The organism is Methylocystis sp., assembly GCF_050251305.1.
Classification (GTDB): Bacteria; Pseudomonadota; Alphaproteobacteria; order Rhizobiales; family Beijerinckiaceae; genus Methylocystis.
In genome coordinates this window covers 33,409-56,943 of the sequence record NZ_JBFWNB010000022.1, presented here as the reverse complement: position 1 = coordinate 56,943, position 23,535 = coordinate 33,409, and the positions used below count along the sequence as shown (strand labels likewise).

Annotated in this window: 23 protein-coding genes, 1 tRNA gene and 1 pseudogene; 9 read left to right on the top strand and 16 right to left on the bottom strand. The window is 64.6% G+C overall.

Annotated elements, in window-relative coordinates; translation table 11 throughout:
• A pseudogene (locus AB7F41_RS09580) lies at nucleotides 1-414 on the bottom strand (hypothetical protein); the annotation flags it as partial.
• Nucleotides 415-662: 248 nt separating this feature from the next.
• Between AB7F41_RS09580 and cysD the strand changes: the two are divergent.
• The 3 genes from cysD to AB7F41_RS09565 all read left to right on the top strand — a co-directional run bounded on the left by cysD (nucleotide 663) and on the right by AB7F41_RS09565 (nucleotide 4,372).
• Nucleotides 663-1,565 (top strand): sulfate adenylyltransferase subunit CysD, encoded by a 903-nt coding sequence (gene cysD, locus AB7F41_RS09575; RefSeq protein ID WP_428382422.1) that lies wholly within the window; start codon nucleotides 663-665, stop codon nucleotides 1,563-1,565.
• Nucleotides 1,565-3,466 (top strand): sulfate adenylyltransferase subunit CysN, encoded by a 1,902-nt coding sequence (gene cysN, locus AB7F41_RS09570; RefSeq protein WP_428382420.1) that lies wholly within the window; start codon nucleotides 1,565-1,567, stop codon nucleotides 3,464-3,466. The genes cysD and cysN overlap by 1 nt, the downstream gene beginning before the upstream one ends.
• 84 nt (nucleotides 3,467-3,550) lie before the next feature.
• Nucleotides 3,551-4,372 carry an ABC transporter permease gene (locus AB7F41_RS09565; protein WP_428406524.1) on the top strand — a complete coding sequence of 274 codons (822 nt, stop codon included), beginning with the start codon at nucleotides 3,551-3,553 and terminating at the stop codon, nucleotides 4,370-4,372.
• Here AB7F41_RS09565 and AB7F41_RS09560 read toward each other — a convergent pair.
• From AB7F41_RS09560 to AB7F41_RS09550, 3 genes are read right to left on the bottom strand one after another with little or no spacing between them, the layout of a single operon-like run.
• Nucleotides 4,277-5,518: a GSCFA domain-containing protein gene (locus AB7F41_RS09560; protein ID WP_428382416.1), complete on the bottom strand. Its 1,242-nt coding sequence runs from the start codon at nucleotides 5,516-5,518 to the stop codon at nucleotides 4,277-4,279. The genes AB7F41_RS09565 and AB7F41_RS09560 overlap by 96 nt on opposite strands.
• On the bottom strand, nucleotides 5,515-6,285 hold the full coding sequence (locus tag AB7F41_RS09555) for a hypothetical protein (RefSeq protein ID WP_428382414.1): 771 nt from the start codon (nucleotides 6,283-6,285) through the stop codon (nucleotides 5,515-5,517). The genes AB7F41_RS09560 and AB7F41_RS09555 overlap by 4 nt, the downstream gene beginning before the upstream one ends.
• Before the next feature lie 3 nt (nucleotides 6,286-6,288).
• Complete coding sequence (locus AB7F41_RS09550) at nucleotides 6,289-6,570, bottom strand: hypothetical protein (protein WP_428382412.1); 282 nt, start codon at nucleotides 6,568-6,570, stop codon at nucleotides 6,289-6,291.
• Nucleotides 6,571-6,711: 141 nt separating this feature from the next.
• On the opposite strand from AB7F41_RS09550, the gene AB7F41_RS09545 reads away from it, so the two are divergent.
• The gene (locus AB7F41_RS09545; protein WP_428382410.1) at nucleotides 6,712-7,872 is read left to right on the top strand and encodes a class I SAM-dependent methyltransferase; all 1,161 of its coding nucleotides are present in this window, start codon (nucleotides 6,712-6,714) and stop codon (nucleotides 7,870-7,872) included.
• A complete protein-coding gene (locus AB7F41_RS09540) occupies nucleotides 7,865-8,851 on the top strand; it encodes an alginate O-acetyltransferase AlgX-related protein (protein ID WP_428382408.1) in 987 nt (328 codons plus the stop codon). Before AB7F41_RS09545 ends, AB7F41_RS09540 begins: the two co-directional genes overlap by 8 nt.
• On the opposite strand, the gene AB7F41_RS09535 is transcribed toward AB7F41_RS09540, so the two are convergent.
• From AB7F41_RS09535 to AB7F41_RS09525, 3 genes are all read right to left on the bottom strand, one after another.
• Nucleotides 8,827-9,153, bottom strand: a complete 327-nt coding sequence (locus tag AB7F41_RS09535; RefSeq protein WP_428382406.1) for a hypothetical protein — start codon at nucleotides 9,151-9,153, stop codon at nucleotides 8,827-8,829. The two genes, AB7F41_RS09540 and AB7F41_RS09535, sit on opposite strands and share 25 nt — an antisense overlap.
• 238 nt (nucleotides 9,154-9,391) lie before the next feature.
• Nucleotides 9,392-10,930 carry a class I adenylate-forming enzyme family protein gene (locus tag AB7F41_RS09530; protein ID WP_428382405.1) on the bottom strand — a complete coding sequence of 513 codons (1,539 nt, stop codon included), beginning with the start codon at nucleotides 10,928-10,930 and terminating at the stop codon, nucleotides 9,392-9,394.
• Nucleotides 10,931-11,091: 161 nt separating this feature from the next.
• Nucleotides 11,092-12,147, bottom strand: a complete 1,056-nt coding sequence (locus AB7F41_RS09525; protein ID WP_428382403.1) for an aldose epimerase family protein — start codon at nucleotides 12,145-12,147, stop codon at nucleotides 11,092-11,094.
• Nucleotides 12,148-12,343: 196 nt separating this feature from the next.
• Here AB7F41_RS09525 and AB7F41_RS09520 point away from each other — a divergent pair, with 196 nt between their 5' ends.
• Entirely contained in the window at nucleotides 12,344-12,796 is a 453-nt protein-coding gene (locus AB7F41_RS09520; RefSeq protein WP_428382402.1) for an OsmC family protein, read from the top strand.
• 77 nt (nucleotides 12,797-12,873) lie between these two features.
• On the opposite strand, the gene AB7F41_RS09515 is transcribed toward AB7F41_RS09520, so the two are convergent.
• Nucleotides 12,874-12,963 (bottom strand) — tRNA-Ser (locus AB7F41_RS09515).
• Between the two features lie 393 nt (nucleotides 12,964-13,356).
• Here AB7F41_RS09515 and AB7F41_RS09510 point away from each other — a divergent pair.
• Both AB7F41_RS09510 and AB7F41_RS09505 read left to right on the top strand, forming a co-directional pair.
• Entirely contained in the window at nucleotides 13,357-13,593 is a 237-nt protein-coding gene (locus AB7F41_RS09510) for an antitoxin (RefSeq protein ID WP_428382400.1), read from the top strand.
• Nucleotides 13,594-13,598: 5 nt separating this feature from the next.
• Entirely contained in the window at nucleotides 13,599-13,982 is a 384-nt protein-coding gene (locus AB7F41_RS09505; protein ID WP_428382398.1) for a PIN domain-containing protein, read from the top strand.
• 7 nt (nucleotides 13,983-13,989) lie between these two features.
• On the opposite strand, the gene prfB is transcribed toward AB7F41_RS09505, so the two are convergent.
• The 7 genes from prfB to AB7F41_RS09470 all read right to left on the bottom strand — a co-directional run bounded on the left by prfB (nucleotide 13,990) and on the right by AB7F41_RS09470 (nucleotide 21,836).
• A protein-coding gene (gene prfB, locus AB7F41_RS09500) for a peptide chain release factor 2 (protein WP_428382480.1) occupies nucleotides 13,990-15,121 on the bottom strand; the annotation gives its coding sequence in 2 pieces (ribosomal slippage) (nucleotides 13,990-15,051 and nucleotides 15,053-15,121; 1,131 coding nt in all).
• A gap of 101 nt (nucleotides 15,122-15,222) precedes the next feature.
• The gene (locus AB7F41_RS09495) at nucleotides 15,223-16,311 is read right to left on the bottom strand and encodes a transporter (protein WP_428382396.1); all 1,089 of its coding nucleotides are present in this window, start codon (nucleotides 16,309-16,311) and stop codon (nucleotides 15,223-15,225) included.
• Between the two features lie 69 nt (nucleotides 16,312-16,380).
• Complete coding sequence (locus tag AB7F41_RS09490; RefSeq protein WP_428382394.1) at nucleotides 16,381-17,877, bottom strand: pyridoxal phosphate-dependent decarboxylase family protein; 1,497 nt, start codon at nucleotides 17,875-17,877, stop codon at nucleotides 16,381-16,383.
• 118 nt (nucleotides 17,878-17,995) lie between these two features.
• Nucleotides 17,996-18,703: a fumarylacetoacetate hydrolase family protein gene (locus AB7F41_RS09485; RefSeq protein ID WP_428382393.1), complete on the bottom strand. Its 708-nt coding sequence runs from the start codon at nucleotides 18,701-18,703 to the stop codon at nucleotides 17,996-17,998.
• 21 nt (nucleotides 18,704-18,724) lie between these two features.
• A complete protein-coding gene (locus AB7F41_RS09480) occupies nucleotides 18,725-19,696 on the bottom strand; it encodes an Hsp33 family molecular chaperone (RefSeq protein ID WP_428382391.1) in 972 nt (323 codons plus the stop codon).
• Entirely contained in the window at nucleotides 19,696-20,640 is a 945-nt protein-coding gene (argF, locus tag AB7F41_RS09475; RefSeq protein WP_428382389.1) for an ornithine carbamoyltransferase, read from the bottom strand. Before argF ends, AB7F41_RS09480 begins: the two co-directional genes overlap by 1 nt.
• A complete protein-coding gene (locus tag AB7F41_RS09470; protein WP_428382388.1) occupies nucleotides 20,640-21,836 on the bottom strand; it encodes an aspartate aminotransferase family protein in 1,197 nt (398 codons plus the stop codon). The genes argF and AB7F41_RS09470 overlap by 1 nt, the downstream gene beginning before the upstream one ends.
• A gap of 414 nt (nucleotides 21,837-22,250) precedes the next feature.
• Here AB7F41_RS09470 and AB7F41_RS09465 point away from each other — a divergent pair, with 414 nt between their 5' ends.
• Entirely contained in the window at nucleotides 22,251-22,769 is a 519-nt protein-coding gene (locus AB7F41_RS09465) for a GcrA family cell cycle regulator (protein ID WP_428382386.1), read from the top strand.
• Between the two features lie 17 nt (nucleotides 22,770-22,786).
• On the opposite strand, the gene phoB is transcribed toward AB7F41_RS09465, so the two are convergent.
• Nucleotides 22,787-23,530 (bottom strand): phosphate regulon transcriptional regulator PhoB, encoded by a 744-nt coding sequence (gene phoB / locus AB7F41_RS09460; RefSeq protein ID WP_428382384.1) that lies wholly within the window; start codon nucleotides 23,528-23,530, stop codon nucleotides 22,787-22,789.
• Nucleotides 23,531-23,535: the final 5 nt, after the last annotated feature.

Sequence of the window (23,535 nt, the reverse complement as noted above, 5' to 3'; positions counted from 1 at the left end):
GGGCGCTTCGACGGTCGTTTGAATCGACAGCGGCGGCGCATCGCCGCCCAGGAAATCGCGAACGTTGCGGCGGAAAACGCCCTGATGCAGCACAAGCGCCGAATCTTCGGTCATCGCCGCGGCGGCCTCAAACGACTCTTCCTTGCCCAGATCAAGCGCCGAAAAGCTTGTCTGCCCGTCATCTCGCGCAGAGATGAACGCATAGGCGTGCCGATCGATCGTGACGTTGAGTATGGCTCCGCCATAGCGCTGACAATAAGGCGAAAGGTCGGTTCCGCCGCCTGCCAGGCCCAGCCGCAGCGGCGCGCGGGCGCGCGTAATGCTCGGCGCCGCGGCGCGTCGCCTATTCGTCAGATCGGCGGCGACAGTCTTCTGAACAGGGGCATGTGTTCTCAGCGAATCGTGATCTTGCATGGCGCAATCTTTGGTTGATGAAACTGGTTGAAACGCGTCCATCAATCGCTTTGACGAGCGCGCGCGGTTTACGCCACTGACCCATCGTTACGGCTTGCACAATCACGGCGCTCGCCGGCCCGCCAGACGTCCTGCGACGCAGTCGCCTTTAGAACGGCAATACGACTCTCGTGCGCGGCGAGCCTAACATATTTTAGACTTCTTTGAAGACTAACATTATGACATCATTTCGCTATTTTTGAGGAAGAATGGCTCTTACGCCCCATCTGCGTCGACTCGAAGCCGAGGCGATTTTTATTTTGCGAGAAGCGGTCGCCGAATTTCGGCGTCCGGTGATGCTCTATTCTATCGGCAAGGACTCGAGCGTGATGTTGCATCTCGCGCTCAAGGCGTTCTATCCGAGTCCGCCGCCCTTCCCGCTGCTGCATGTCGACACCACGTGGAAGTTTCGCGAAATGATAACGTTCCGCGATCAAACCGCAGCGCGCGTCGGAATGGATTTAATCGTTCATACGAATGAAGATGGGGTAAAGCGCGGCGTCTCTCCCTTCACCTGTTCTTCCTCCGCATATACGCAAGCGATGAAGACCGAGGCGCTGAGGCAGGCGCTGAATGAAGGCGGGTTCGACGCCGCCTTTGGCGGCGCGCGACGGGACGAAGAGAAAAGCCGGGCGAAGGAGCGCATCTTTTCGCATCGAACCGCGTCGCATGGTTGGGATCCCAAAACCCAGCGTCCCGAGCTCTGGCGGATTTTCAACGCCCGGCTCGCCGCCGGCGAAACGATGCGGGTCTTTCCCCTGTCGAATTGGACCGAGACCGACGTCTGGGATTACGTCGCCGCGGAAGAAATTCCGGTCGTCTCTCTCTATCTCGCAAAGGAACGGCCGGTGGTGCGTCGCGACGGCGCTTACATCATGGTCGACGATGAACGGTTTCCGCTCGCGCCCGACGAGATTGTCGAATCGCGGCGCGTGCGATTTCGGACGCTCGGCTGCTATCCGCTGACCGGCGCTATCGAATCGGAGGCGGACACGCTGGACCAGATCATTGCGGAAATGCGACACGCCTCGACCTCCGAACGTCAGGGAAGGCTGATCGATTTCGATGAGGCGGCGTCCATGGAGCGAAAGAAGCGCGAGGGCTATTTCTGATGACCGCGCCATTTATCGCAGACGCGCACGTCCTCGCCGAGGCGCAACCCAGTCGGCCGCGCCCGACGCTGCGGGTCTTGACGTGCGGATCGGTCGATGACGGCAAGTCGACGCTTGTCGGACGCCTTCTCTATGAGCGTCAGCTGATTTTCGACGATCAGCTCGCCGCTCTGCGCAGCGACTCGCTGCGCCACGGCACCACGGGCGAAGAGATCGATTTCGCACTGCTCGTCGATGGTCTCGAGGCCGAGCGCGAGCAGGGCATCACCATCGACGTCGCCTACCGCTATTTTTCCACTCCTGCGCGTTCCTTCATATTGGCCGATGCGCCCGGCCACGAGCAATATACGCGCAATATGGCGACGGGCGCGTCGAACGCGGAATTGGCCATTCTCCTCGTCGACGCGCGCAAAGGCCTGCTGACGCAGACCCGGCGACATGCGACGATCGTCTCCCTGCTCGGGGTTCGGCACATCGTGCTCGCCGTCAACAAGATGGATCTCGTTGACTACGACCAAGCCGTGTTCGAGAAAATCGTCGACGAATTTGAAAGCGCCGCCGCTTCGCTCACGTTTCACAGCGTCGAACCGATTCCCCTCTCAGCCCGTCATGGCGACAATGTCGTCTCCGGCTCGGCGAATATGCCGTGGCGCGCCGGCGCCAGTCTCCTGACATATCTCGAAAACGTCGACGTCGAGACCGATCGCGCCGACGCGGCGCTACGGCTGCCGGTGCAATGGGTCAATCGTCGCAGCGACGCTTTTCGCGGCTTCGCGGGCGCCATCGCCTCCGGACGTCTCCAGGTCGGCGACGAAATCGTGTCCGCCGCCTCCGGCCAGAAAACGAAGATCGCGCGCATCATCGCAATGGGCGGAGACCTGGTCAGCGCGTCCGCGCCGGACTCCGTCATGGTGACCTTCGCCGATGAGGTCGACGCGTCGCGCGGCGACGTTCTCTGTCATCCGACGGCCAGGCCAAACGTCGCCGATCAATTCGCGGCGCATCTGATCTGGATGGGCGACGACAGCCTGCTGCCGGGCCGCTCTTATCTCATGAAGATCAACGGACGCTCCCTTGCCGCGAGCGTGACGGAGATCAAGCACAAGCTCGATGTCGACTCCGGCGCGAAGACCGCCGCCAAAACCTTGAGCCTCAATGAGATCGGTTTCTGCAACATTGCGGCGGCCGCGCCCGTCGCCTTCGATTCGTACGATGAAAACCGCACCACTGGCGCTTTCATTCTGATCGACCGCTTCACCAATGCGACCGCCGCCGCCGGCATCATCGCCTTCCCTCTACGACGCGCGACCAATATCCATCTTCAGGAACAATCGGTCTCGAAGGCGGCGCGGGCCCGGCTCAAGCATCAGAGTCCTGCGATTCTTTGGTTCACGGGACTATCGGGCGCCGGTAAATCGACGATCGCCAATCTCGTCGAATCGAAGCTCGTCGAACGTCACGCCCATACGCTGATGCTCGACGGCGACAATGTGCGGCACGGCCTCAACAAGGATCTCGGCTTCACAGAAGCGGACCGCGTCGAAAACATCCGTCGCGTAGGAGAAGTCGCGAAGCTCATGGTTGACGCGGGCTTGATCGTGCTTTGCGCCTTCATCTCGCCCTTCCGCGCCGAACGACAAATGGTCCGGTCGCTCGTCGGTGAACGAGAATTCATTGAGATCTTCATCGATGCGCCGCTCGACGTTTGCAAGGAGCGCGACCCGAAGGGACTGTATAAACGCGCGCTCGCCGGCGAGATCAAGAATTTCACCGGCGTCGACCAGCCCTACGAAGCGCCGGAATCGCCCGAATTGCGACTCAGCTCGGCCGAGCGCTCCGCCGAAGCCATCGCCGATCAGATCATCGCTTATCTCGAGGCGCACGGGATGCTGGGGGTCTAGTCCATGCGGCGCAGCGCGGCACAGGGGTTTTCATCCCGCCAGGTCCATCAGATTCATGTCGCCTTTCTGGCCTTTCAGAACAGAGTGGCGGGCCTCGCTTCGCATTCGCTCGTCACCGAGCGCTTTGCAAAGCACGCGCAGAAGTTTGCGGAGTTTCGCCAAATCATGAGCGCGGTTCTCGTCCAGGACATGCGCTCGCGCTTTGGACACAGCCACATCGGCTATTTGATCGCGATCGCCTGGCCCTTGTCGCACATTGGCGTGATCACGGCGGCCTATCTCTTCCGGGTCTCGATTGCGCCTGTCGGCGACAGCCCAACGATGTTCGTCGGAACTGGCGTCGTGCCCTATATTCTATGCCTCTATCCTGCGCGCGTGTTGGCTATGGTGATTCCGCAGAATCGCCAGCTCTTGAACATTCCCGTGATCCAGCCTTTCCATCTCATTTTTAGCCGTTGCATCCTTGAAACGCTGAACGCTGTCATCGTGCTCGCGCTTTTTTTGTCAGTCGTCAGTTTATTTGACGTTGATATCCTGCCCGCGGACACCGCCGAGGCCGCCAAAGCGATCGGGGCCGCCGTTTTCCTCGGCATCGGTCTTGGATTTTTCAATGTCGTGATGTGTGCGCTTGTGGGGCATTTCTTCCTGGTGTTTTTCATCCTGATCATGATCGGCCTGTATCTGTTCTCGGGCATCTATTTGCCGCCGACGGCCATGCCGGAAACCGTCCGGGACTACATGGCGTATAATCCGCTGCTGCATCTGGTCGAATGGCTGCGTTCGGCCTATTACGCCAGCTACGATCCAGAGCTAATCAACAAGTCGCTGGTTTTGTGGGTCGCCGGCGTCAGCCTCACATTCGGCCTTATTGGCGAGCGGTTCCTGCGGGGCAGATTCTTCTCCTGATCCATTCTGCGTCGCCGATTGGGCCTCCGCCGGCGCGTCGTCGCGCCCCGACGCCTCGATTCGCTCCAAAGACAACGCCTCCTCATCGCACATGAGGCGCATCGCGGCGGCGATGGGATCTTCGGTCGAGACCGCGCGCGACGGAGCGAGGGCGCGCAGCGCGCCGCGCAAGGCTTCCCCCGCCGTGTTGCGCTTGATGAAATGCCGATCGAAGACGCGCATGACATGCGCCACCCCCTCCTGGGTGACGCTGCGACGATCGGGCGCGAAATAATCCGTCGACGCATAGCCGCCGGCGACAATCTCGTAAGACGGAAAATAAGCGACCTGGTCCTGCGCGCGCGCCAGCATATCGCAGGCGACGCGCAGCGCCGATTTCGAATACATGGTCGACATCAGCACATGCCGCGGCTCGGCGGTGGCGACGAGCGGCACCGGCGACACGGTCAAAATGATTCGCGCGCCGGGATTGACGCCGCGCAAGCGCTCAATGAAGGCGGTCATGTCGGACACGACGTCGTCGACGCCGAGGTTGACGAACTCATGACGCGCTGAAGAATATTCGCCGCCAGAGACGCCGGGGCAGAGCGGAAACGCCGCGCCATCCTCGCGTGAACGCCAGAGTTCGGTCAGTCCAAGCGTGAACACGAACACGTCGAGCGTCTCGAAGGCGCGGCGCACGGCGTCGAAGTGACGTTCGCGATCATATTCGAGTTCGCGCGCCGAATTGAATGCGCCCGGCTGAATTTGCGGCCGGAACGGATCGACCACATGCGCGGCGCCTTCGCGCCAGGCGTTCTCCTTCGGCGTGAACCGCCCATAGGCGCGCTCGAACAGCTGAAGCAATTGGCGGCTCGTGTAAATATTGCCGTAGCGCGCCGTATAGAGCCCGTAGTTGAGCGTTTCGGCCGCCTGCGGGCTGATAAATGAATGCGGCTCCTCGGTGAGGAGATAGTTGCAGCCGCTCGATCTCAGGTAGCGGCCGATATGCTGGGCGAAACAGCTGCCGGCGGTCGCGACTTTTTCGCGAACGCCAAGCCGGAAAGGCGCCTCCACAACCGGATCGAGTTCGCCGGGGGCGACATCGGCGACGGCGCGCCGCCAAAGCGCGTAGTCGGGACGTTTGGAATAGGGATGCGTCTTCATTGCGGTCGATCGCCCAGCCGAGGCTCAACAAGCTCTCCCGCGCGCTGAATCATCCGCCGGCCAAAGAGCGCATTTGCATGAGACGCGTCGGCGCCCCAGACGGCCTCCGCCAGCACGCGTGACGGCGCAATGAATTCGGCGGGAACGGGCGCAAAGAGAATATCCGCCCGCGCGCAAACGTCGCGATAGATCGCAGACTGCGTGCGCCACATCTTGTAACGAAAAATCTCTCCGGAGAGTTTGCGCGGATCGAAGGATTTGCGAAAAAATTCCTGCGGACATTCCAAAATCCGCGAATTGGGCAGAGGCGGCGGCGGCTCGAGGCAGACGATAGGCGCCGCGGTTTCGCTTCGGATCGCTTCGATGGTTGCAAGGGTCGGCGCCATTTTTTCCCGCAACGTCTCGCGAATCGCGGCTTCCGGCAGCACGATGGCGCCGGATTCGAGATCAAGATCCGGTTCGGCGCCCAGGATAAAGTCGAAGCGCTCCTTGGGCTGCGTCACCGACAGCGCAATATGCTCATTGCCGCCGATCGACAGCACGATGGCGTCCGGCCGCTCCTCGTCGAGAATTTGGCGCAGGCGCGGATTCAGTCGCGAAGCAGCGCCCTGCTCGGTCAACGTCGGCGTGATCTCAGGATCGTAGAGATAGAGAAAGCGCGACACGAGCGGCGCGCCGCCAAGCCGGAATCCCTCATGCTGCAACTCGTAGCACCCCTTGGCGATCGCCACGACATGGCTGTGGCCGAGGCCCAAGATCTTGGTCATGTTTCAAACGGCGGAGACGTCGGGCGTGTCTCCGGCGCGCAGTTCCACGCCGATCGGTTCGCCCAATTGGATCGGTCCCGAAATCTGGCGCGCGATCGAGACGACGACATAACGGCGGGCGTCGGCTTCAATGACGCGGCCGATGATTTCGGCGCCGTCGGCGTCCATGGCGAAGGGCGCGCGAATGGCGAGCATATCACGACCCTTGTAGCCGTATCGATAGAACGCCTCGACCATGATCGGAGCCTCGTCGGCGCGAGCAGGTTCATCGCAGGTAGAAGACATCGTGATTCCGAAACAGGGTTAAATCAATCGTTGCAGCCGTCGCGTCGAACGCCTTTACCTGTCTAATGCGTGTTTCCCCACTCCACAGCTTGTGCTAGAAAATGCGCGGGGCTGGCTGTCGAGTCGTATTTCGCCGTCTGCATGAATAATCCCTTTCAGTCGGCGGCGCTGCAAGAGACGCCGACGCCGCAAACATTCAACGAGCAAGCTTATCTCGCCGTCAACCCCGACGTCGCTGAGGCCGTTCGCGTCGGCAAGATCTCATCCGGCTGGAACCATTTCAAGAAATTCGGCCATATTGAGGGCCGTCGGCAAAAGGTCGTCGATGACGAGCCCGCGACCTCGGAGAATTTCGACGAGGGACGCTACCTTGCCGCGAATCCCGACGTGCGACAGGCTGTCGAGCTTGGCCAATGTGAATCAGGCCGCGCGCATTTCGACCTGCTCGGCCGCGCACAGGGGCGCCGTCAGCAGCGCGCGAGCGATATTCCCGCCATCCGCGCGCGCAAGCTCGCGGCGGTGCGGCCGCTGCTGCTCGACCCGGAAACGCCACTGTCGGCTTCGGGCAAATTCGTGTTCGCAGACGAGGAGTCGTTTGAAGCCCAGGACTCGACCGACGAGATGCCGATCAGCGAGAACGGCTATGACGACGAAACGATCGAATGGATCGAGCGCCACGCCGACGGTTTGATCCTCGACGTCGGCGCAGGCTACCGTCCCGTTTACTACAGCAATGTCGTCAATTTCGAGTTGATGGATTATGCAACGACCGACGTTGTCGGCCTGGCGCATCGGCTGCCGTTCAGGGATAACGTCTTTGACGGCGTCATATCGATCGCGGTTCTGGAGCATGTGAAGGATCCGTTTCGCTGCGCCGCTGAAATCGCGCGCGTGCTCAAGCCCGGTGGATGGCTGAAATGCTGCGTGCCCTTTCTTCAGCCCTTGCATGGCTATCCGCATCACTATTTCAACATGACGCATGAAGGGCTGCGCACGCTGTTCGAAGGCCGCCTAACGATCGAGCGCCAGGAGGTCACCAACCCCACCCATCCGATTTGGGCGATCGCCTGGCAGCTGCGTTCCTGGTCGCAAGGCCTCTCGCCCCGCGCGCGCAAGCAGTTCTTGCGCACGCGCGTCGAAGATCTGATCGCCTATCCCGGCCCGCTGCTCGAAAAGCCGTGGGCGCGGGAGCTGCCGCGCGAGAAATTGTTTGAACTTGCCGCGGCGACAATTCTTTACGCGCGCAAGCCGGAGTCGTCGGAACGCGCGGCGGACCCTATGACCGTTTTGCGCCGTGGCTGAACTCATCGTTCACGAGGGCCACGACGGATGGCTGTTTCTCACCGGCGGAACCAATTTCGTCACGACGCTCTATGACCGCGACGGCGGCCATTTGCCGGACGTCAATCTGCTCCGGTGGCGTGACGCGATCGTCGAACGAAAGCGACGTTGCGACGCGCTCGGCGCCGCCTACGCCCATGTCGTCGCGCCGGAAAAGCTGACAATTTACGAGCACAAGCAGGCGACGCCGCTCGTTGACGCCGATCTCGCGCCGGCGATCCGGCTGCAACAGCTGTTCAAGGGCGACGCGCGCGCGGCCGGATGGGTCGATCTCGTCTGGCCGATGCGCGCGCAGCGCGACGCGGTCGAGCTCTATTGGCGCAGCGACACCCATTGGACGCCGGAAGGCAGCCTGCTCGCCTACCACCGCCTGTGCGACGCGCTGCGGCTGACGCCGAACGCCGATCTTGCCGCCCGGCCGTGCACCGCCACGCACAAAATCATGGATCTCGGCGGCAAATTCGATCCGCCGCGCTGGGAGGAGATTCGCGAGATCGACTGGATCGCCGGCGCGCGACGGGTTTACGCAAACGCCGTTGTGCGCATCCTCGAGGATCCCGTTCACGGCGGCGACATTCACGTCGGCGCGCATGCGGTCTACAGAAATGAACACGCGCCGAATGACGTGCGCATCTTGCTTTTCGGCGATTCCTTCGCCGGCGTCGGCCCCGACCGTCTAACGGCGCAGCTCGCCGAAACGGCGCGCGAACTGATTTTTGTCTGGTCGTCGAACGTCGACTGGCGGCTCGTCAAGCGCGTGAAGCCCGATATCGTCATCACCGAAATCGCCGAACGCTACATGGCGCTTGCGCCGAACGACCGCTTCAATCTGCGCCGCATCCAGCTCATGCAGCTGTTCAAGGCGCGACGCCGGGACGTCGCGGCGCGATGGCGCCAAGCGCGCGCCGAATGGCGTCAGCGCGCCAGGAACGGCGCATAGGCCTCGAGCGCCTTGCGCCAATCCTTGGGGTCGCGAATTAAATCGGCCAGGGTCGCGCCGCGCCGCGTCAGCCGGCGAAACAGCCAGTCGCGCTCGCGATAGACGCCCGGACCTTCGATGAAATCCAACCCGGCGAGCGTGTTGAGGCCCTCGATGATCTCCGACCGCGACCTGTGCAGAAGCTGCGCCAGTTCGCCGACGGCGACGAAGATCGGCTCTGGCGGCGAGCGCTGGACGTCCTCCAGCGCCAGCAGCAGCGCGCGCAACGCTTCGAAATCGCCGCCATCGAATTTTCGCGTCATCGCCAACGACCGGCACGAGCGGTGAAAGAGAATGCTCCGATCCAGCCTTTCCGCCGCTCAGTCGAACGGACGCGCATGGACAGGCGGAGGAAGCGCTAAGCCGTCGGACGTAAATCTATAGACGGGATCAGTTTTGCCAAGGCGCCATCGAGGGGCGCCGGCAGGCGAGCCAGAACCCAGGCGGCATTTTCGCCGGGCGCCGCCGTTCTGGGCGCGCTGAGACATGACCCATGATCGATCACCGGATAGAGGCGTGATCGGCGGCGGCGAGGCGCTTGAGAACGGCGCGATCGACCTTGCCGGTCGCGTTCATCGGCATTTCGTCGAGGACGACGATCTGCTCGGGCGCCTTGTAGCCGACGCGCGTCTGCGCGAAGGCGATCAGCTCGCCCGCCGTCGGGACCGGCGCGTCCTCACGCAGCGTGACATAGGCCCGCACAGTCTCGCCATGCAGCGCATCGTGGATGCCAATGACGCCGGCGCCGGCGACAGCGGGGTGTTCGAGCAGCGCGTCCTCGACTTCCTGCGGGCTGATGTTCGAGCCGTCATGGACGATGATCTGCTTGGCGCGGCCGCAGAACCACAGCCGCCCCGCGGCGTCCGATCGCATCACGTCGCCCGTGTCGAACCAGCCGTCGCGCATCACCTCGCGGCTCGCCGCCTCGTCGCGCCAGTAGCCGCAGGACTGGGTGGCCGTCTTCGCCCATAGCCTGCCTTCGAGTTCGGGCGCGGCCTCGGCGCCCGTCGCGTCGCGGATCGAGAAGGAAAAGCCCGGGCTCGGTCGCCCGACCGAGCCGAGCGCGCCCGGCTCCTCGGGCGCATTGAGCGCGGCGAGGCCGAACTCGGTCATCCCGTACCCTTCGCTGATCCGTTTGCCGACGCGCGCGAATAACTCCTTTTCGAGCTCATCCGGAACCTTGTCGCCGGCCGAGCGGATGAGGCGCAGCGACGCAAAATCCGCCGCCTCCATGTCGTGCTCGCGGATCAGCGTCAAAAGCGTCGCCGGCAGCATCGACATCATGCTGGGCTGCGTCGCGCGCAGGAGTTGGCCGATCTCGAGATGATCGAAACTCCTTGCCACTGCGACGCTCGCGCCGACCGAAAGCCCCGCCATCGCGCAGCTGAAGCCGCCGATGTGCGAGCATGAGGAGGCTGGCAGCACCACATCCGAGGCCGTGAGCCCGAAGGATTGCACGGCGCTCGAGAAGATCGCGGCGAGCGAGGCGCGCGTGTGGGTGACGCCCTTGGCCGGTCCGGTGCTTCCCGAGGTGAAGAAGATCGCCGCCGGCGCGCTGTCGAACGCCGCGGGCGCGGCGTCGAGCGGCGCCCCCGCGGCGAGTCGCGCCAAGTCGCCGCCGCCCTCATCGTCGAAGCGGATGATCGGCAGCGCGCTTGCGCGGCTCGCCGCAAGATCGGCGTCGCGTTCGCGATGCGCGACGACCACACGGGCCTCGCTAACGGAGAGAGCGTGATCGATCTCAGGCGGCGTGTAGCGATAGTTGAGCGGCGTGGCGACAAGCCCGGCGCGTTGGCAGGCGAGATAATGAACGAACAGAAGAGCGCGGTTCGGCATCAGCGAGACGATGCGGTCTCCGGGCGCCAAGCCCTGCGCGAGATAGGCGCGCGCCAGCGCGCCGGCCTGACGGTCGATGTCGCGGTAGCTCGTTACGCCGGCGCGCGAGACAAGCGCCGGCGCGTCCGGCCGGGAAGCGAGTCCCGCGTCCAGAAGTTCGTCGAGACGTTTCATCGCTGCGACCGGCGCGCCGGACAGGACCATCGCCACTCCTCACATTGGCGGATCGCACGGCCGCGCTCGCCGATCGGCGCCGGCGTGCGCGACATGCGCGACGCCGGGCGCATCCGCGCCGCGGAACGTGACGAAAAACATGCGCATCATGATTTCCCGCCAAGCTCACGTCAACGGCGACGCCAGCGCATTCAATCGACGCCAAAACAATATTCCGTCGCGCTCCTGAACCGCTCTCCCGGGCGCAGCACAGTGGAGGGAAAGGCTGGCTGGTTCGGCGAATCCGGGAAATGCTGCGTTTCGAGAGCGAAGCCGGCATGCTTGCCGTAGATCTCCCCGTTCGACCCACGCAACGTCCCATCAAGATGGTTTCCGGTATAAAACTGGAGCCCGGGTTCTGTCGTGCGCACTTCGAGGACGCGCCCGCAGCCCGGCGCGCGCACGCGCGCGGCGAATTGCGGTTCGACCCTCGCTGAACCGGCGAGCACATAATTATGGTCATAGCCGAGGGCGGCGGCGAGTTGCTCATCCTTCTCGCCGATGCGGGCGCCGATCGCATGCGGCGCCCGAAAATCGAACGGCGTGTTCGCAACGGCGCGCATCTCGCCGGTCGGAATGAGCCGCGCATCGATCGGCATGAAGCGCTCGGCGGCGATCGTCACTTCGTGATCCAGGATATTGGCTGTCGTCGCGCCGCCCAGATTGAAATAGGCGTGATTGGTGAAATTGACGACGGTCGGGCGGTCAGACTCGGCGTGATAGGCGATCCGCAGAGTGTTTCCGCCCGACACGGAATAGGTGACGTCGACGGTGATTCCGCCCGGAAAGCCCTGATCTCCGTCCGGACTGAAATGGCGAAGGGCGAGGCGCGGCTCCGGCGCGTCCGCGTAATCGAGGACGCGCCAGACCGCCTTGTTGAACCCGACGCGCCCGCCATGCAGGCAGTTGCCGTTTTCATTCCTGGATAATCGATAGTCGACGCCGTCGAGCGCGAATGACGCGCCGCCAATCCGATTGGCGAATCGCCCGACCAGCGCGCCGAGATAGGCGTCTTGCGCCAGATAGTCCGCGAGCGAGGGCAAGGCGAGGACGACATTGGCGCGCACGCCATTGCGGTCGGGCGTTTCGATCCCGACGATGGCGCCGCCATAAGTTATGACATGCGCGCGAAGTCCCGATTCATCTCCCAGCGTGTAGAGATCGACCGTCGCGCCGTCCGGCGTCACGCCATATGATCGCACAGGCATTAGCGTCCCCTCGTTTGCGCGATGCGACGCGGGTTCACTCAAAACGTCTCATGCCCGTACGTAATTTGGCGGCGCCTACAGGTCAACGCGCGGCGCTGACGGCGACGGGGATGAAGCCGTCGCCCCTTCGGTCGTTGACCTCGCAACGAGACTGAATACTTTCCGTTTGCAGCGCAGCCCATGGGAGCGAGTTTCTATGTCCGAACATAGAGCCACGATCAGATGGTCACGAAATGACGCAGATTTCAGCTATAAGAACTATAGCCGCGATCACGTCTGGCTTTTCGATAATGGGTTCGAGGTGCCGAGCTCAGCTGCGCCCGCCTATTTGGGCAATCCGGAGCGCGTCGATCCGGAGTCCGCGTTCGTCGCGGCGCTGTCGAGCTGCCACATGCTCACCTTTCTCGCCCTAGCCTCCTACAAAGGCTTCGTCGTCGATCGCTATGAGGACGAGGCGGTCGGGTTTCTCGAGAAGAATGCGAACGGCAAACTTGCCGTGGTCCGGGTCGATCTGCATCCCAGCATTTTCTTCGGCGGGAATGCTCAGCCCACGCAGGCCGAACTCGATTGGCTTCACGACAAGGCGCATCGCGAATGCTTTATCGCCAATTCGGTCACGACACAGGTCAACGTCGCGCCGCCGAAATAATGGCGCCGGCGCAGGAGCGCAGAGTGGCCGAATTCGTGGCGTCTCCCACGATCTTGCCGGCTCTCATTCCCTGATATTGGCGGAGAGGGAGGGATTCGAACCCCCGATACAGTTGCCCGTATGCCGCATTTCGAGTGCGGTGCTTTCAACCACTCAGCCACCTCTCCGCGGCGCACACGTGGCGCGCCGCAGATAGCATGCGGTCGCGTGAGGGATCAAGCGCGAGACATGCGCGCGGACGCGATCATTTGTCGAGACGGCCAACGGCGGCGACTTGCACCATCCGCCGCAAGCGCCGCGTGTAAAATGGTCGGAAGTTATGGTCGGTCCGTGTGCATCGCGCGACGGCGGATCCGTCTGGCGTCCGATAGGCGCGCGAACTTGCTGGCCAAGCGCTCTGTCTCATTGAGGAGCCTCTGTGTGTGGCGGAGGTCCGGCGCGATGGCGCGCCGAGATCGACCCGGGGCGAACGCTCGAGTTAATCTTCATTGTGGGGAAACCCTCGTCCTGTAGTATATACCTAGATTGACAATATATGCCGCGCCGGCCACACTGGCGTCATGAGCGCGACTCGCATTTTCAAATCGGGCAACAGCCTGGCGGTGCGGCTGCCGCGCGGCATCGCCTTCGACGAGGGCACGGAAGTCCTCGTGCGGCGCCAGGGGAACAGTCTCGTGGTGACGCCGGCGCGTCTCGACATGGCGGGGCTTGTCACGCGGCTGAAAGCCGCGCCGGCTCCCGCGCCGATGACGCGCCCCGAGTTCAAGCCGCCGAAGCGGCTGTTCGACGCGCGCTGACCGGCATGGCGCGCTATCTGCTCGACACCAATGTCGTCGTCGCCGCGGCGCTCGGCCTGCCCGGCGTGCTTGAGCGGCTGTCAGCGCTTGAAATCGGCGACGTCGCGCTCTCGGCGATCAGCCTCGCCGAAACGCTCGCCGGCGCCGAGACTGACGTCCGGCTCTCCGAGAACATCGCGCTTCTCGCCGAAAATTTGGATGTGCTGCCCTTCGACCGAAGCGCGGCCGAGGCCTATGGCGCGTTGCTCCGCAAGGTGGACCCGAAGCGCCGCCGCACGCTCGACCGGATGATCGCGGCGCAGGCGCTCGACCTCAACCTCACGCTGATCGCGGCGAACACCGAGGATTTCGACGACATTCCCGGCCTGACGGTCGAGAAATGGGCGTGAGCGCGCGCTATTCGACGTCCTCGACCTCGTCCGGCCCGCCGCCGTAGATGCGCTGCGCCAGCGAGGCCTGCATGAAGTCGTCGAGTTCGCCGTCAAGAACCTCCGACGGCGTCCCGGAGGTGAAGCCGGTGCGCAGATCCTTCACCAGCTGATAGGGCTGCAGCACATAGCTGCGGATCTGGTGGCCCCAGCCGATGTCGGTCTTCGAGGCGGCGACCTTGTTGGCCTCCTCCTCGCGCTTTTCCAGCTCGAGTTCATAGAGTCGCGCGCGCAGCATGTTCCAGGCGGTCGCGCGGTTCTTGTGCTGCGAGCGCTCGGCCTGACAGGCGACGACGATGCCGGTCGGAATATGGGTGATGCGGATCGCGGAGTCGGTCGTATTGACGTGCTGGCCGCCGGCGCCTGATGATCTATACGTGTCTATACGACAATCCGATTCATTGACGTTCACTTCGATGCGGTCGTCGACCACCGGATAGACCCAGACCGACGCGAAGCTCGTATGCCGTCGGGCGTTGGAGTCGAACGGCGAAATGCGCACCAGACGATGCACGCCGGATTCGGTCTTGGCCCAGCCATGGGCGTTGTGGCCCTTGACGAGGATCGTGCCGGATTTGATGCCGGCCTCTTCCCCCGGCGTCTCCTCGATCACGTCGACCTTGAATTTGTGGCGTTCGCCCCAGCGCGCATACATGCGGAACAGCATGCGCGCCCAATCCTGGCTCTCGGTGCCGCCGGCGCCGGAATGAACCTCGATATAGGTGTCGTTGGCGTCGGCTTCGCCGGCGAAGAGCGCCTCGGTCTGGCGCGCGCGCGCCACCTTGAGGACGCTCTTCAGCGCCTCGACGCCTTCTTTTTCGGTTGCCGCGTCGTCTTCGGATTCGCCAAGCTCGACGAGCGTCAGCGCGTCCTCGAGCTCGCGTTCGAGGGTCGAGAGCGCGCCCATCTGCTCTTCGAGCTGCGTGCGCTCGCGCATCAGCTTTTGCGCGACGTCGGGATCGTTCCAGAGTTCGGGGTCTTCGGCCCTGACGTTCAGTTCGGCGAGGCGCCGTTGCGACGTATCGACGTCAAAGATGCCTCCTCAGCAGCCCTATGGACTGCTCGATGTCGGCTTTCAGCGCAAGCGGTTCGGCGCGCATGTTCTTCCCAATGGCGTTGATCATTGCGGCTCTGCCGCAGTCGGCCCGGAAATTAGGCGGCGGGCGCGCCCCTGTAAACCCCGCGGACCGAGACGCGATCGTCAAAAACTCCTGTCGGCGGGCCGATCCCGACGCTCCGCCGCGCCGGGCCGCTGATCCTCGTTTTCCGGCGCGCCGGCGAGGCCCCAGCGCCGCATCAGGAAAAGCGCGACCGCCGAGGCGAGCACGCAGAGGATCGTCGCGTAGATCGTGCCGTTCTCTTCTTCGGCGAACAGCAGATTCTTGGTGTTCATGCCGAAATAGCCGGTGACGAAGGTCGCCGGCAGCAGCAGCATCGTCGTCACGGTCAGCGCGTAGAGCCGGTCATTGGTCTCCAAATTGAGGATCGCGTTCAGCTCGTCCTGCAGCAGCCGGGCGCGCTCCTGAAGGCTTGCCACGTCCTGCGTCAGCGCGCCGGCGTGCTGGACGAGCCTCGACGCCGCGTCGCGCAGATCATTGTCCCGCTGCTCGCCGACCACGTCCTCGATCGATTCAAGCCGGGCGACGGTCGTCGACAGACCGCTGATCTGGCGCGCGAGCCGGACCGCGTCGCGCCGCGCGGCGCTGAGCGCCGGCCGCGCCTGGCGGCCGCGCTGATCGATGATGCGGTCCTCCACCCGATCGAAGGCCGCGCCGAGTTCGGCGGCCTTGCGCCCAAGCCCGTCGATCAGCGCGTCGGTCAGCATTTCGAACAGATCGATCGGCGAGGTCAGGCGCGCGCCGCGATCGATGGCGATGCGCGTCGCCTCGACGCTGTCCATCGGCAACCGGCGCGCGCTGACGAAAAAACCCGCGCCCGAGGCGAAGCGGACATAATCGGTGCGCGAGGTTGGCCCGCTCAGATCGCGCTCGTAATCGAGCAGCGCGCCGCTCAGCATGCCGTCCGAATATTCGAGATGCTGGTGGTCGACGGGATCGCAGAGCGAATTGCGCGCGTCTTCGGACAGCGCCGCGATGCGCGCAAGCAGCGGCCGCGTGCGCACGTCGGCGAGATCCATGTGGAGCCAGACGAAACCCTCGCGCGGCGCGCCGATGGTTTCGAAGTCCTCGAGCGTTCCGGGTTCGGCGTCGCCGGCCTCATTGAACCGCACGAACCAGAGACATCCGGGAATGTCGCAATTGGGCGGTTTGGCGAGGCGGTCAGGGATCATAGCGGCGCTCCCGGGACGTCTCGAACAGACAGCCCAACGAATTATGACAGGCTCACGACACGCGCGGCGTCAATCCTCGGATAGACGGGTCTTGCCCGGCCCGTGCGGCTCGACGAGCGCGCCGAAATCATGCGGCTCCTTGCGCGCGCGCCTGAGCGCCGCCACCAGGAACTGCGTGAACGCGTCGATGTCGCGCTCTTCGGTCCGGTGATTGATGATCGCGGCGCGGATCGCGGGAACCCCGTCCAGAATGGTCAGCGACGGGGCCGCTTCGCCGCGCTCATGCAGCTCCATCACGATTTCGCGCGCCAGCGAGCCGTCGTCGTCATCCTTGACGCCGAAGCAGACGATATTGAGCGTCACCGGCGCGCGCAGCGCGAAAGCGTCCGATTGCGCGATCCAGGCTTCGAGACGCTTCGCCATGCGGCAGGTCTGTTCGATGCACTGGCCGAGACGCTTGGCGCCGAAGGTTTCGATGGTGAACCAGGCTTTGAGCGCGCGGAAGCTACGCGACAGGTCTGGGCCGAGATCGCAGGGCCAGGTGTCGCCGGCCGCGAGGCCGCGCGGCGCGCGCGTCAGATAGGCGGCGTTGGCCGCGAAGGCGCGCTTATGGGCGTCCTTGTCGCGCACGAGAAAGAAGCCGGCGTCATAGGGAACGTGCAGCCATTTATGAAAGTCGAAGGCAACGCTGTCGGCGCGCTCCAGCCCCTTGACCATCGGCTTCAGCGTCGGCGAGAGCGCCGCCAGCGCGCCGAACGCTCCGTCGATGTGGAACCACATGTCTTCGGTGTGCGCGACGTCCGCGAGCCGGTCGAGCGGATCGATCGCGCCGGTGTCGACCGTCCCCGCCGTGCCGACGATCAGAAAGGGCCTGAAGCCGGCCGCGCGATCGGCGGCGATGGCGCGGCGAAGATCGCGCACTTTCATCGCCCGGCGCTCGTCGGACGGGATGAGGCGCAGATGCCTGGCGCCGAGCCCGGCGAGCTCCATGGCCTGCCGGACGCAATTATGCGCTTCGCGCGACGCATAGGCGATGAGCTGGCCCGACAGCGCACAAAGCCCGTTCAGCCGCACGTCCTTGTCGCCATAGGCCTGGTCGCGCGCCACGAGCAGGCATAGGAAGTTGGCGATCGACGTTCCGGTGACGAAAACGCCGCTGGCGTCCGGCGGAAAGCCGAAGGCCTCGGCCATCCAGGCGGCGATCTGGCGCTCGACGTCGATGGCGATATGGTTGCGTCCGCCGCAGTTCGAATTCATGCCGGCGGCGAGCATTTCGGCGATCATGCCCGCCGGCGTGCCCGCCCCCTGCGCCCAGCCCATGAACATCGGATGGGTGTTGCCGGTCGCGAAAGGCTTGATGTAGCGGTCGAAATCCTCGAGCACCGCGGCGAGGTCGCGCCCCTCCTGCGGCAATTCGCGCGTGAAGCGCGCCCGCGCCTCTTCGCTCGGCTCGGTCCAAACGGGGCGTTCGCGGATCCCGCGCAGATAGTCGAGCATCATGTCGAGCGCGCGATGGCTCTCGGCGCGAAACTCGTCCCAGTCTTCGGGGTCAAGATTGACCGGCATGTCCAGAGCCTCGCGCGCCGGCCGTTTGGCGGTGGCGCAACGACGGTTGCGAGAGATCGCGCGAAGGCGTTTCACGCTTCTGCAAATAGCCGGGTTTCCCTGTCTGGCGCAACCTGCCCTATTTTCCGATGCTTACGGTCACAGACCCGACCCCTTCGATCGCCCCGTCGACCTGCTCGCCGGGAAGGATGGGCCCGACGCCCGAAGGCGTGCCGGTGAAGATGAGATCGCCGGGCGCGAGCGCGACGTTGCGCGAGAGCGCGGCGATGATTTCGGGAACGCTCCAGATAAGATCGCTGAGATCGCCGTCCTGTCGAAGTCCGCCATTCACGGAGAGCGATATGCGCCCGCGCGTCGGATGGCCGATGACGGCCGCCGGGCTGATCGCGCCGATCGGCGCGGAATGGTCGAAGCCCTTCGACATGTCCCAGGGACGGCCGGCGTTGCGGGCCGCCGCCTGCAAATCACGCCGTGTCAGGTCGATTCCAGCGGCGTAGCCGAAGACGCAGTCGAGCGCCGCCGCCGCCGGGATATCTGCGCCGCCGCGGCCGAGCGCCGCGACCAGTTCGATTTCGTGGTGAAGATCATGCGTCAGCGTCGGATAGGGAATGGTCGCGCCGCTCTCGACGACGGCGTCTGCGGGCTTCGAGAAAAACACGGGCGGCTCCCCATCGCCGTTTGTCGCGGGCTCCTTGCCCATCTCGCGGGCGTGCGCGGCGTAATTGAGCGCGATGCAGAAAATGCGCCGCACGGGAAAACGGCGCGCGTCCTGCGCGATGGCGACGCTGGGGCAGAGCGGCGGCGGGAAGATAAATTCGGCGGACATCTGGCTTCGCGCTCGCGGGTCTCAGTCGAAATCGGCGGGATCGAACCCGCGCATCGCGCCGCAGAATTCGCAGGTGACGCCGATGCGGCCGTCGTCGCCGATCATGTCGCTGCGCTCCTGCGGCGAGAAGCTCCTCAAGAGCTTGTCGATGCGCTCGCGCGAGCACCGGCAGAATTCTTCGACCGCGCGCTCGGCGAAGACTTTGACGCCGCGCTCATGGAACAGACGGTAGAGCAGGCGCTCGCCGGAGAGCGCCGGATCGACAAGCTCGTGATCTTCGAGGGTCGCGGCGAGCGCCTGCCCTTCGGTCCAATGATCATTGTCGTCGTCGGGAAAGGCGTCCGCGCCATCGGGCGCGTCGCCCGGCGGAAGATCGCGGGCGCGGGCGTCGCCGGACGGCAAATATTGCAGCAGCAGTCCGCCGGCGCGCCAGCTGCGGCCCTGCGGCGTGACGCTTTCAGCGACCGCGAGGCGCACGAAAGACGGAATCTGCTCCGACTGGCGGAAATAGATATGCGCCGCCTCGGCGAGGCTTTCGCCCTCCAGCGGCACGACGCCCTGGTAGCGCGCGGCGTCTTCCTCGCGTTCGATCGTGAGCGCGAGATGGCCGCGTCCGAAGAGCGCCGCCGGCGACGCGTCGCGCCTTTCAGCGACGCGCGCGGCGTCGAAGCGGGCGAAGCCGCGCAGCTTCCCCGGCGCGTCATAATCGACGACGAGCATGTCGACGGGCCCGTCGCTGCGCGTCTGCAGCTGAAAGCGGCCATGCGATTCAAGGATAGAGCCGAGCAGCGTGGCCAGCGCCACGGCTTCGCCCAGCAGGCGCGCAACCTGCGGCGGATAGGCGTAGTGGCTGAGGATCGAGTTGACGGTCGGACCGAGGCGCACGACGCGGCCGCGCAGATCGAGCGCCTCGACGGCGAACGGCAGCACCCGATCGTCCTCGGAATGTAACGCGACCGGCCGGCTTGGCGCCGGGTCCCCGCCTTGCGGCATCAGACCTGCCCCGGCGCAAGACACCAGCACAGCACGCCCTTTTGCGCGTGAAGGCGGTTCTCGGCTTCGTCGAAAACGACCGACTGCGGGCCGTCGATCACTTCCGCCGTGACCTCCTCGCCGCGATGCGCCGGCAGACAATGCATGAAGAGCGCATGTTTCGCCGCCGCGCGCATCAGTCGCGAGTCGACCTGATAGGGCGTGAGCGCGGCGCGGCGCGCCTCCTCGTCGGCATCGCCCATCGACACCCAGCAATCGGTGATCACGGCGTCGACGCCCGCCACCGCCTCATATGCGTCGCGCGTCAAATTGATCTTCGCGCCATTGGCCTTCGCCCAGCCGAGAAGGTCGTCCGAGGGCGCAAATTCCGCCGGCGTCGCCACATTGATCATAAAGCCCAATCGGGCGGCGGCGTGCACCCAGCTCGTGAGCACGTTGTTGGCGTCGCCGCTCCAGGCGACCGTTCGCCCTTCGATCGGACCCAGATGCTCCTCGAAGGTCATGACGTCCGCCATCACCTGACAGGGATGCGACTGCTTGGTGAGCCCGTTGATCACCGGCAGATTGCCGAAATGCGCCAACTCTATGAGGTCTGGATGCGAGAGAATGCGCACCATGACCGCGTCGAGAAAGCGCGCAAGCACGCGCGCCGTGTCGGCGATGGTCTCGCCGCGGCCGAGCTGCATTTCGGCCCCGGTCAGCATGATCGTTTCGCCGCCGAGTTCGCGCATCGCGATATCGAACGAGACGCGCGTCCGGGTCGACGGCTTGTCGAACACCATGCCGAGATATTTGCCGGCGAGCGGCCGTTCGCTCGGCTCGGCGCCTTTGACGCGGCGCGCCTTGAGCGATTTGGCGAGATCGAGAATGCGGCGCAGCTCTTCGCCGGAGTGATCGGAGAGATCGAGGAAGCTGCGCGGCCGCGTCATGGCATGAGCGGTCATCACGCGGCTCCGCGCTTTTCCGCCGGCGCGGCGAGCCGGGCGCAGGCGGCCGAAAGGCGCGACGCCGCTTCCGCGATGTCGCTCTCGTCGACGATCAGCGGCGGCAACAGCCGCACGACATTGTCGCCGGCCAGCACGGTCAACAAGCCTTCAGCGCGGGCGGCGGCCCCGAAGTCGGCGTTCGGAACGCGCGTCTTGACGCCGTACATCAATCCCTCGCCGCGAATTTCCTCGATCACCGTCGGATAGCGGTCCTCGAGCTCGGCGAGCCGCTGGCGCAGCAGGGCGCCGAGCCGCGCGACGCGCGCCATGAAGCCTTCCGCGAGCACCACGTCGAGCACGGCGCCGCCGACCGCCGTCGCCAGCGGATTGCCGCCGAAGGTCGATCCATGCGCGCCGAGCGTCATCCCCTTGGCCGCCTCGCGCGTCGCGAGGCAGGCGCCCAGCGGAAAGCCTCCGCCAAGCCCCTTGGCGAGCGCGGCGATGTCGGGCGCGACGCCCGCATGTTCGCAGGCGAGGAACCTGCCGGTGCGGCCGACGCCGCACTGGACTTCGTCGACGACGAGCAGCAGCCCGCGCGCGTCGCAAAGCGCCCGCAGCCGCGTGAGGAAGGACGGCGCAAAGACGCGCAGGCCGCCTTCTCCCTGGATCGGCTCGAGCAGCACGCCGGCGGTTTGTTCCGTGATCGCCGCCTCGACGGCGTCGAAATCGCCGAACGGAACCTGATCGAAGCCCTCGACGGGCGGTCCGAAGCCGTCAAGATATTTCGCATTGCCGCCCGCCGCGATCGTAGCGAGCGTCCGGCCGTGGAAAGCGCCTTCGAAAGTGACCAGCCGGTAGCGTTCCGGGCGACCATTGACCGCATGGAATTTGCGCGCGGTCTTGATCGCGCATTCCACCGCCTCGGCGCCGGAATTGGTGAAAAAGACCAGATCGGCGAATGTGGCGTCGCAGAGCCGTTCGGCGAGGCGCTCGGCCTGCGGAATGCGAAAAAGATTGGAGACGTGCCAGGGTTCTTCGGCCGCGCGCTTCAGAGTCTCGACCAGATGCGGATGATTGTGGCCGAGCGACAGCACGGCGACGCCTGCGCTGAAATCGAGATAGCGGTCGCCGTTCTCCGCGATCAGCCACGCGCCCTCGCCATGTTTGAACGCGAGATCGGCGCGCGGATAGGTCGGATAAAGCGCTGACGTCAAAAGCCCTGCTCCATGCTGCCGTCGCTGGCCCCGCCAGAGGAAGCTCGAAAAACAAAGCGCCGCCCTTTTAAGGGCGGCAGTTCGGGTCGCGATTTTAAGCGCGCCGCCCGATGCGGTCAAATCCGTGACGACGCGCGATTCATTGGGGGAAGGCCGCAGCGCGCGCTCATAAAAGTGAGTCCCTTGGGCAACAGTCCCGGCGAAAGCCTGTTGAGAACGCCAGCGCGCGCTTGCCAGCGCGACTCGCGCATGATTCAAAGTAAACAGTTCGTTTCTAGTCAGCGCCCGTTTCGTTTGTTCGGGCGCGTTCTCTCGAGTGTTGATGCGCGTCACATCGCCGCTGGGCTTCAGGCCTGCGTTGCGGCCGGAAGCAGACTCCGGCCCGCGCTCGACCCGAAAGAATGGAGAAGCCTAATGTCATGGACCGACGAACGCGTCGAACTGCTCCGCAAGCTGTGGAGCGACGGCCTGAGCGCCAGCCAAGTGGCGGCCGAACTCGGACCGGGCATCACGCGCAACGCCGTGATCGGCAAGATCCACCGCCTCGGCCTGGCGGAGCGCGCCAAGACCGCCAACGCTCAGCGGCCGCGCGTCGCCAAGGCGCCGCGCCCGACGCAACCGCGCATGAACGGCGTCTCTTCGCATGGCAATCTCGCGCTCGCATTCGCGCCGCACGCGCTCGCGGCGCCGCGGCTTGCCCCTGAAGAAGAGGTGGTGATCCCGATTTCGGAGCGCGTCACGCTCATGGAGCTGCGCGAATCTATGTGCCGCTGGCCGATGGGCGACCCGACGTCGCCGGAGTTCCGCTTCTGCGGCGGCAAGTCGAGCGTCGGCGGCGGCCCTTATTGCGCCTATCACGCGCGCGTCGCCTATCAGCCTGTGCAGGATCGTCGCCGCGCGCGGGATCAGCTCAGAGCGCAGCGTTACGCCTGACCCCCGAGGCGGACGCCTCACTCGTGTCCGAAGGTTTCGTCGAAGGAATAGCCGGCGCCGCGCACCGTGCGGATCGGATCCTTTTCACGGCCGCGGATCAGCGCCTTGCGCAGCCTGCCGACATGGACGTCGACCGTCCGCTCGTCGATCTCGGCCGACATGCCCCAGACGCTGTCAAGCAATTGCGCGCGCGTGAACACGCGTCCGGGCTTCTCCATGAAATATTCGAGCAGCCGGAATTCGGTCGGGCCGAGATGGATCTCGCGGCCGGATCGCCGCACGCGACGGGTGTCGCGGTCGAGATCGATGTCGCCGAGCGTCAGCCTCGAGGCGACGCGCTCGGGCCGGGCCCGGCGCAACAAGGCGCGCACCCGCGCCATCAGCTCGGGCGTCGAAAACGGCTTGACGACATAATCGTCGGCGCCGACCGACAGGCCGCGCACGCGCTCGCCTTCCTCGCCGCGGGCGGTCAGCATGATCACCGGCATATCTCTGGCGCTGTCGCGCGCGCGCAGGCGCCGGCAGATTTCCAGTCCCGAGACGCCCGGGAGCATCCAGTCGAGAATGACGAGATCCGGCGGAGACTCGGCGAGCCGCAATTCGGCTTCGTCGCCATTGTCGACGTGCTCGACCTGATACCCTTCCGCTTCGAGATTATAAACGAGCAGGGTCGCGAGCGACGTTTCGTCTTCGACGACAAGAATGCGCGGCGCGCGATCGGTTTTTACGCTCCGCTGGACGATGGAAGTGACTTCGTTCATGGCGC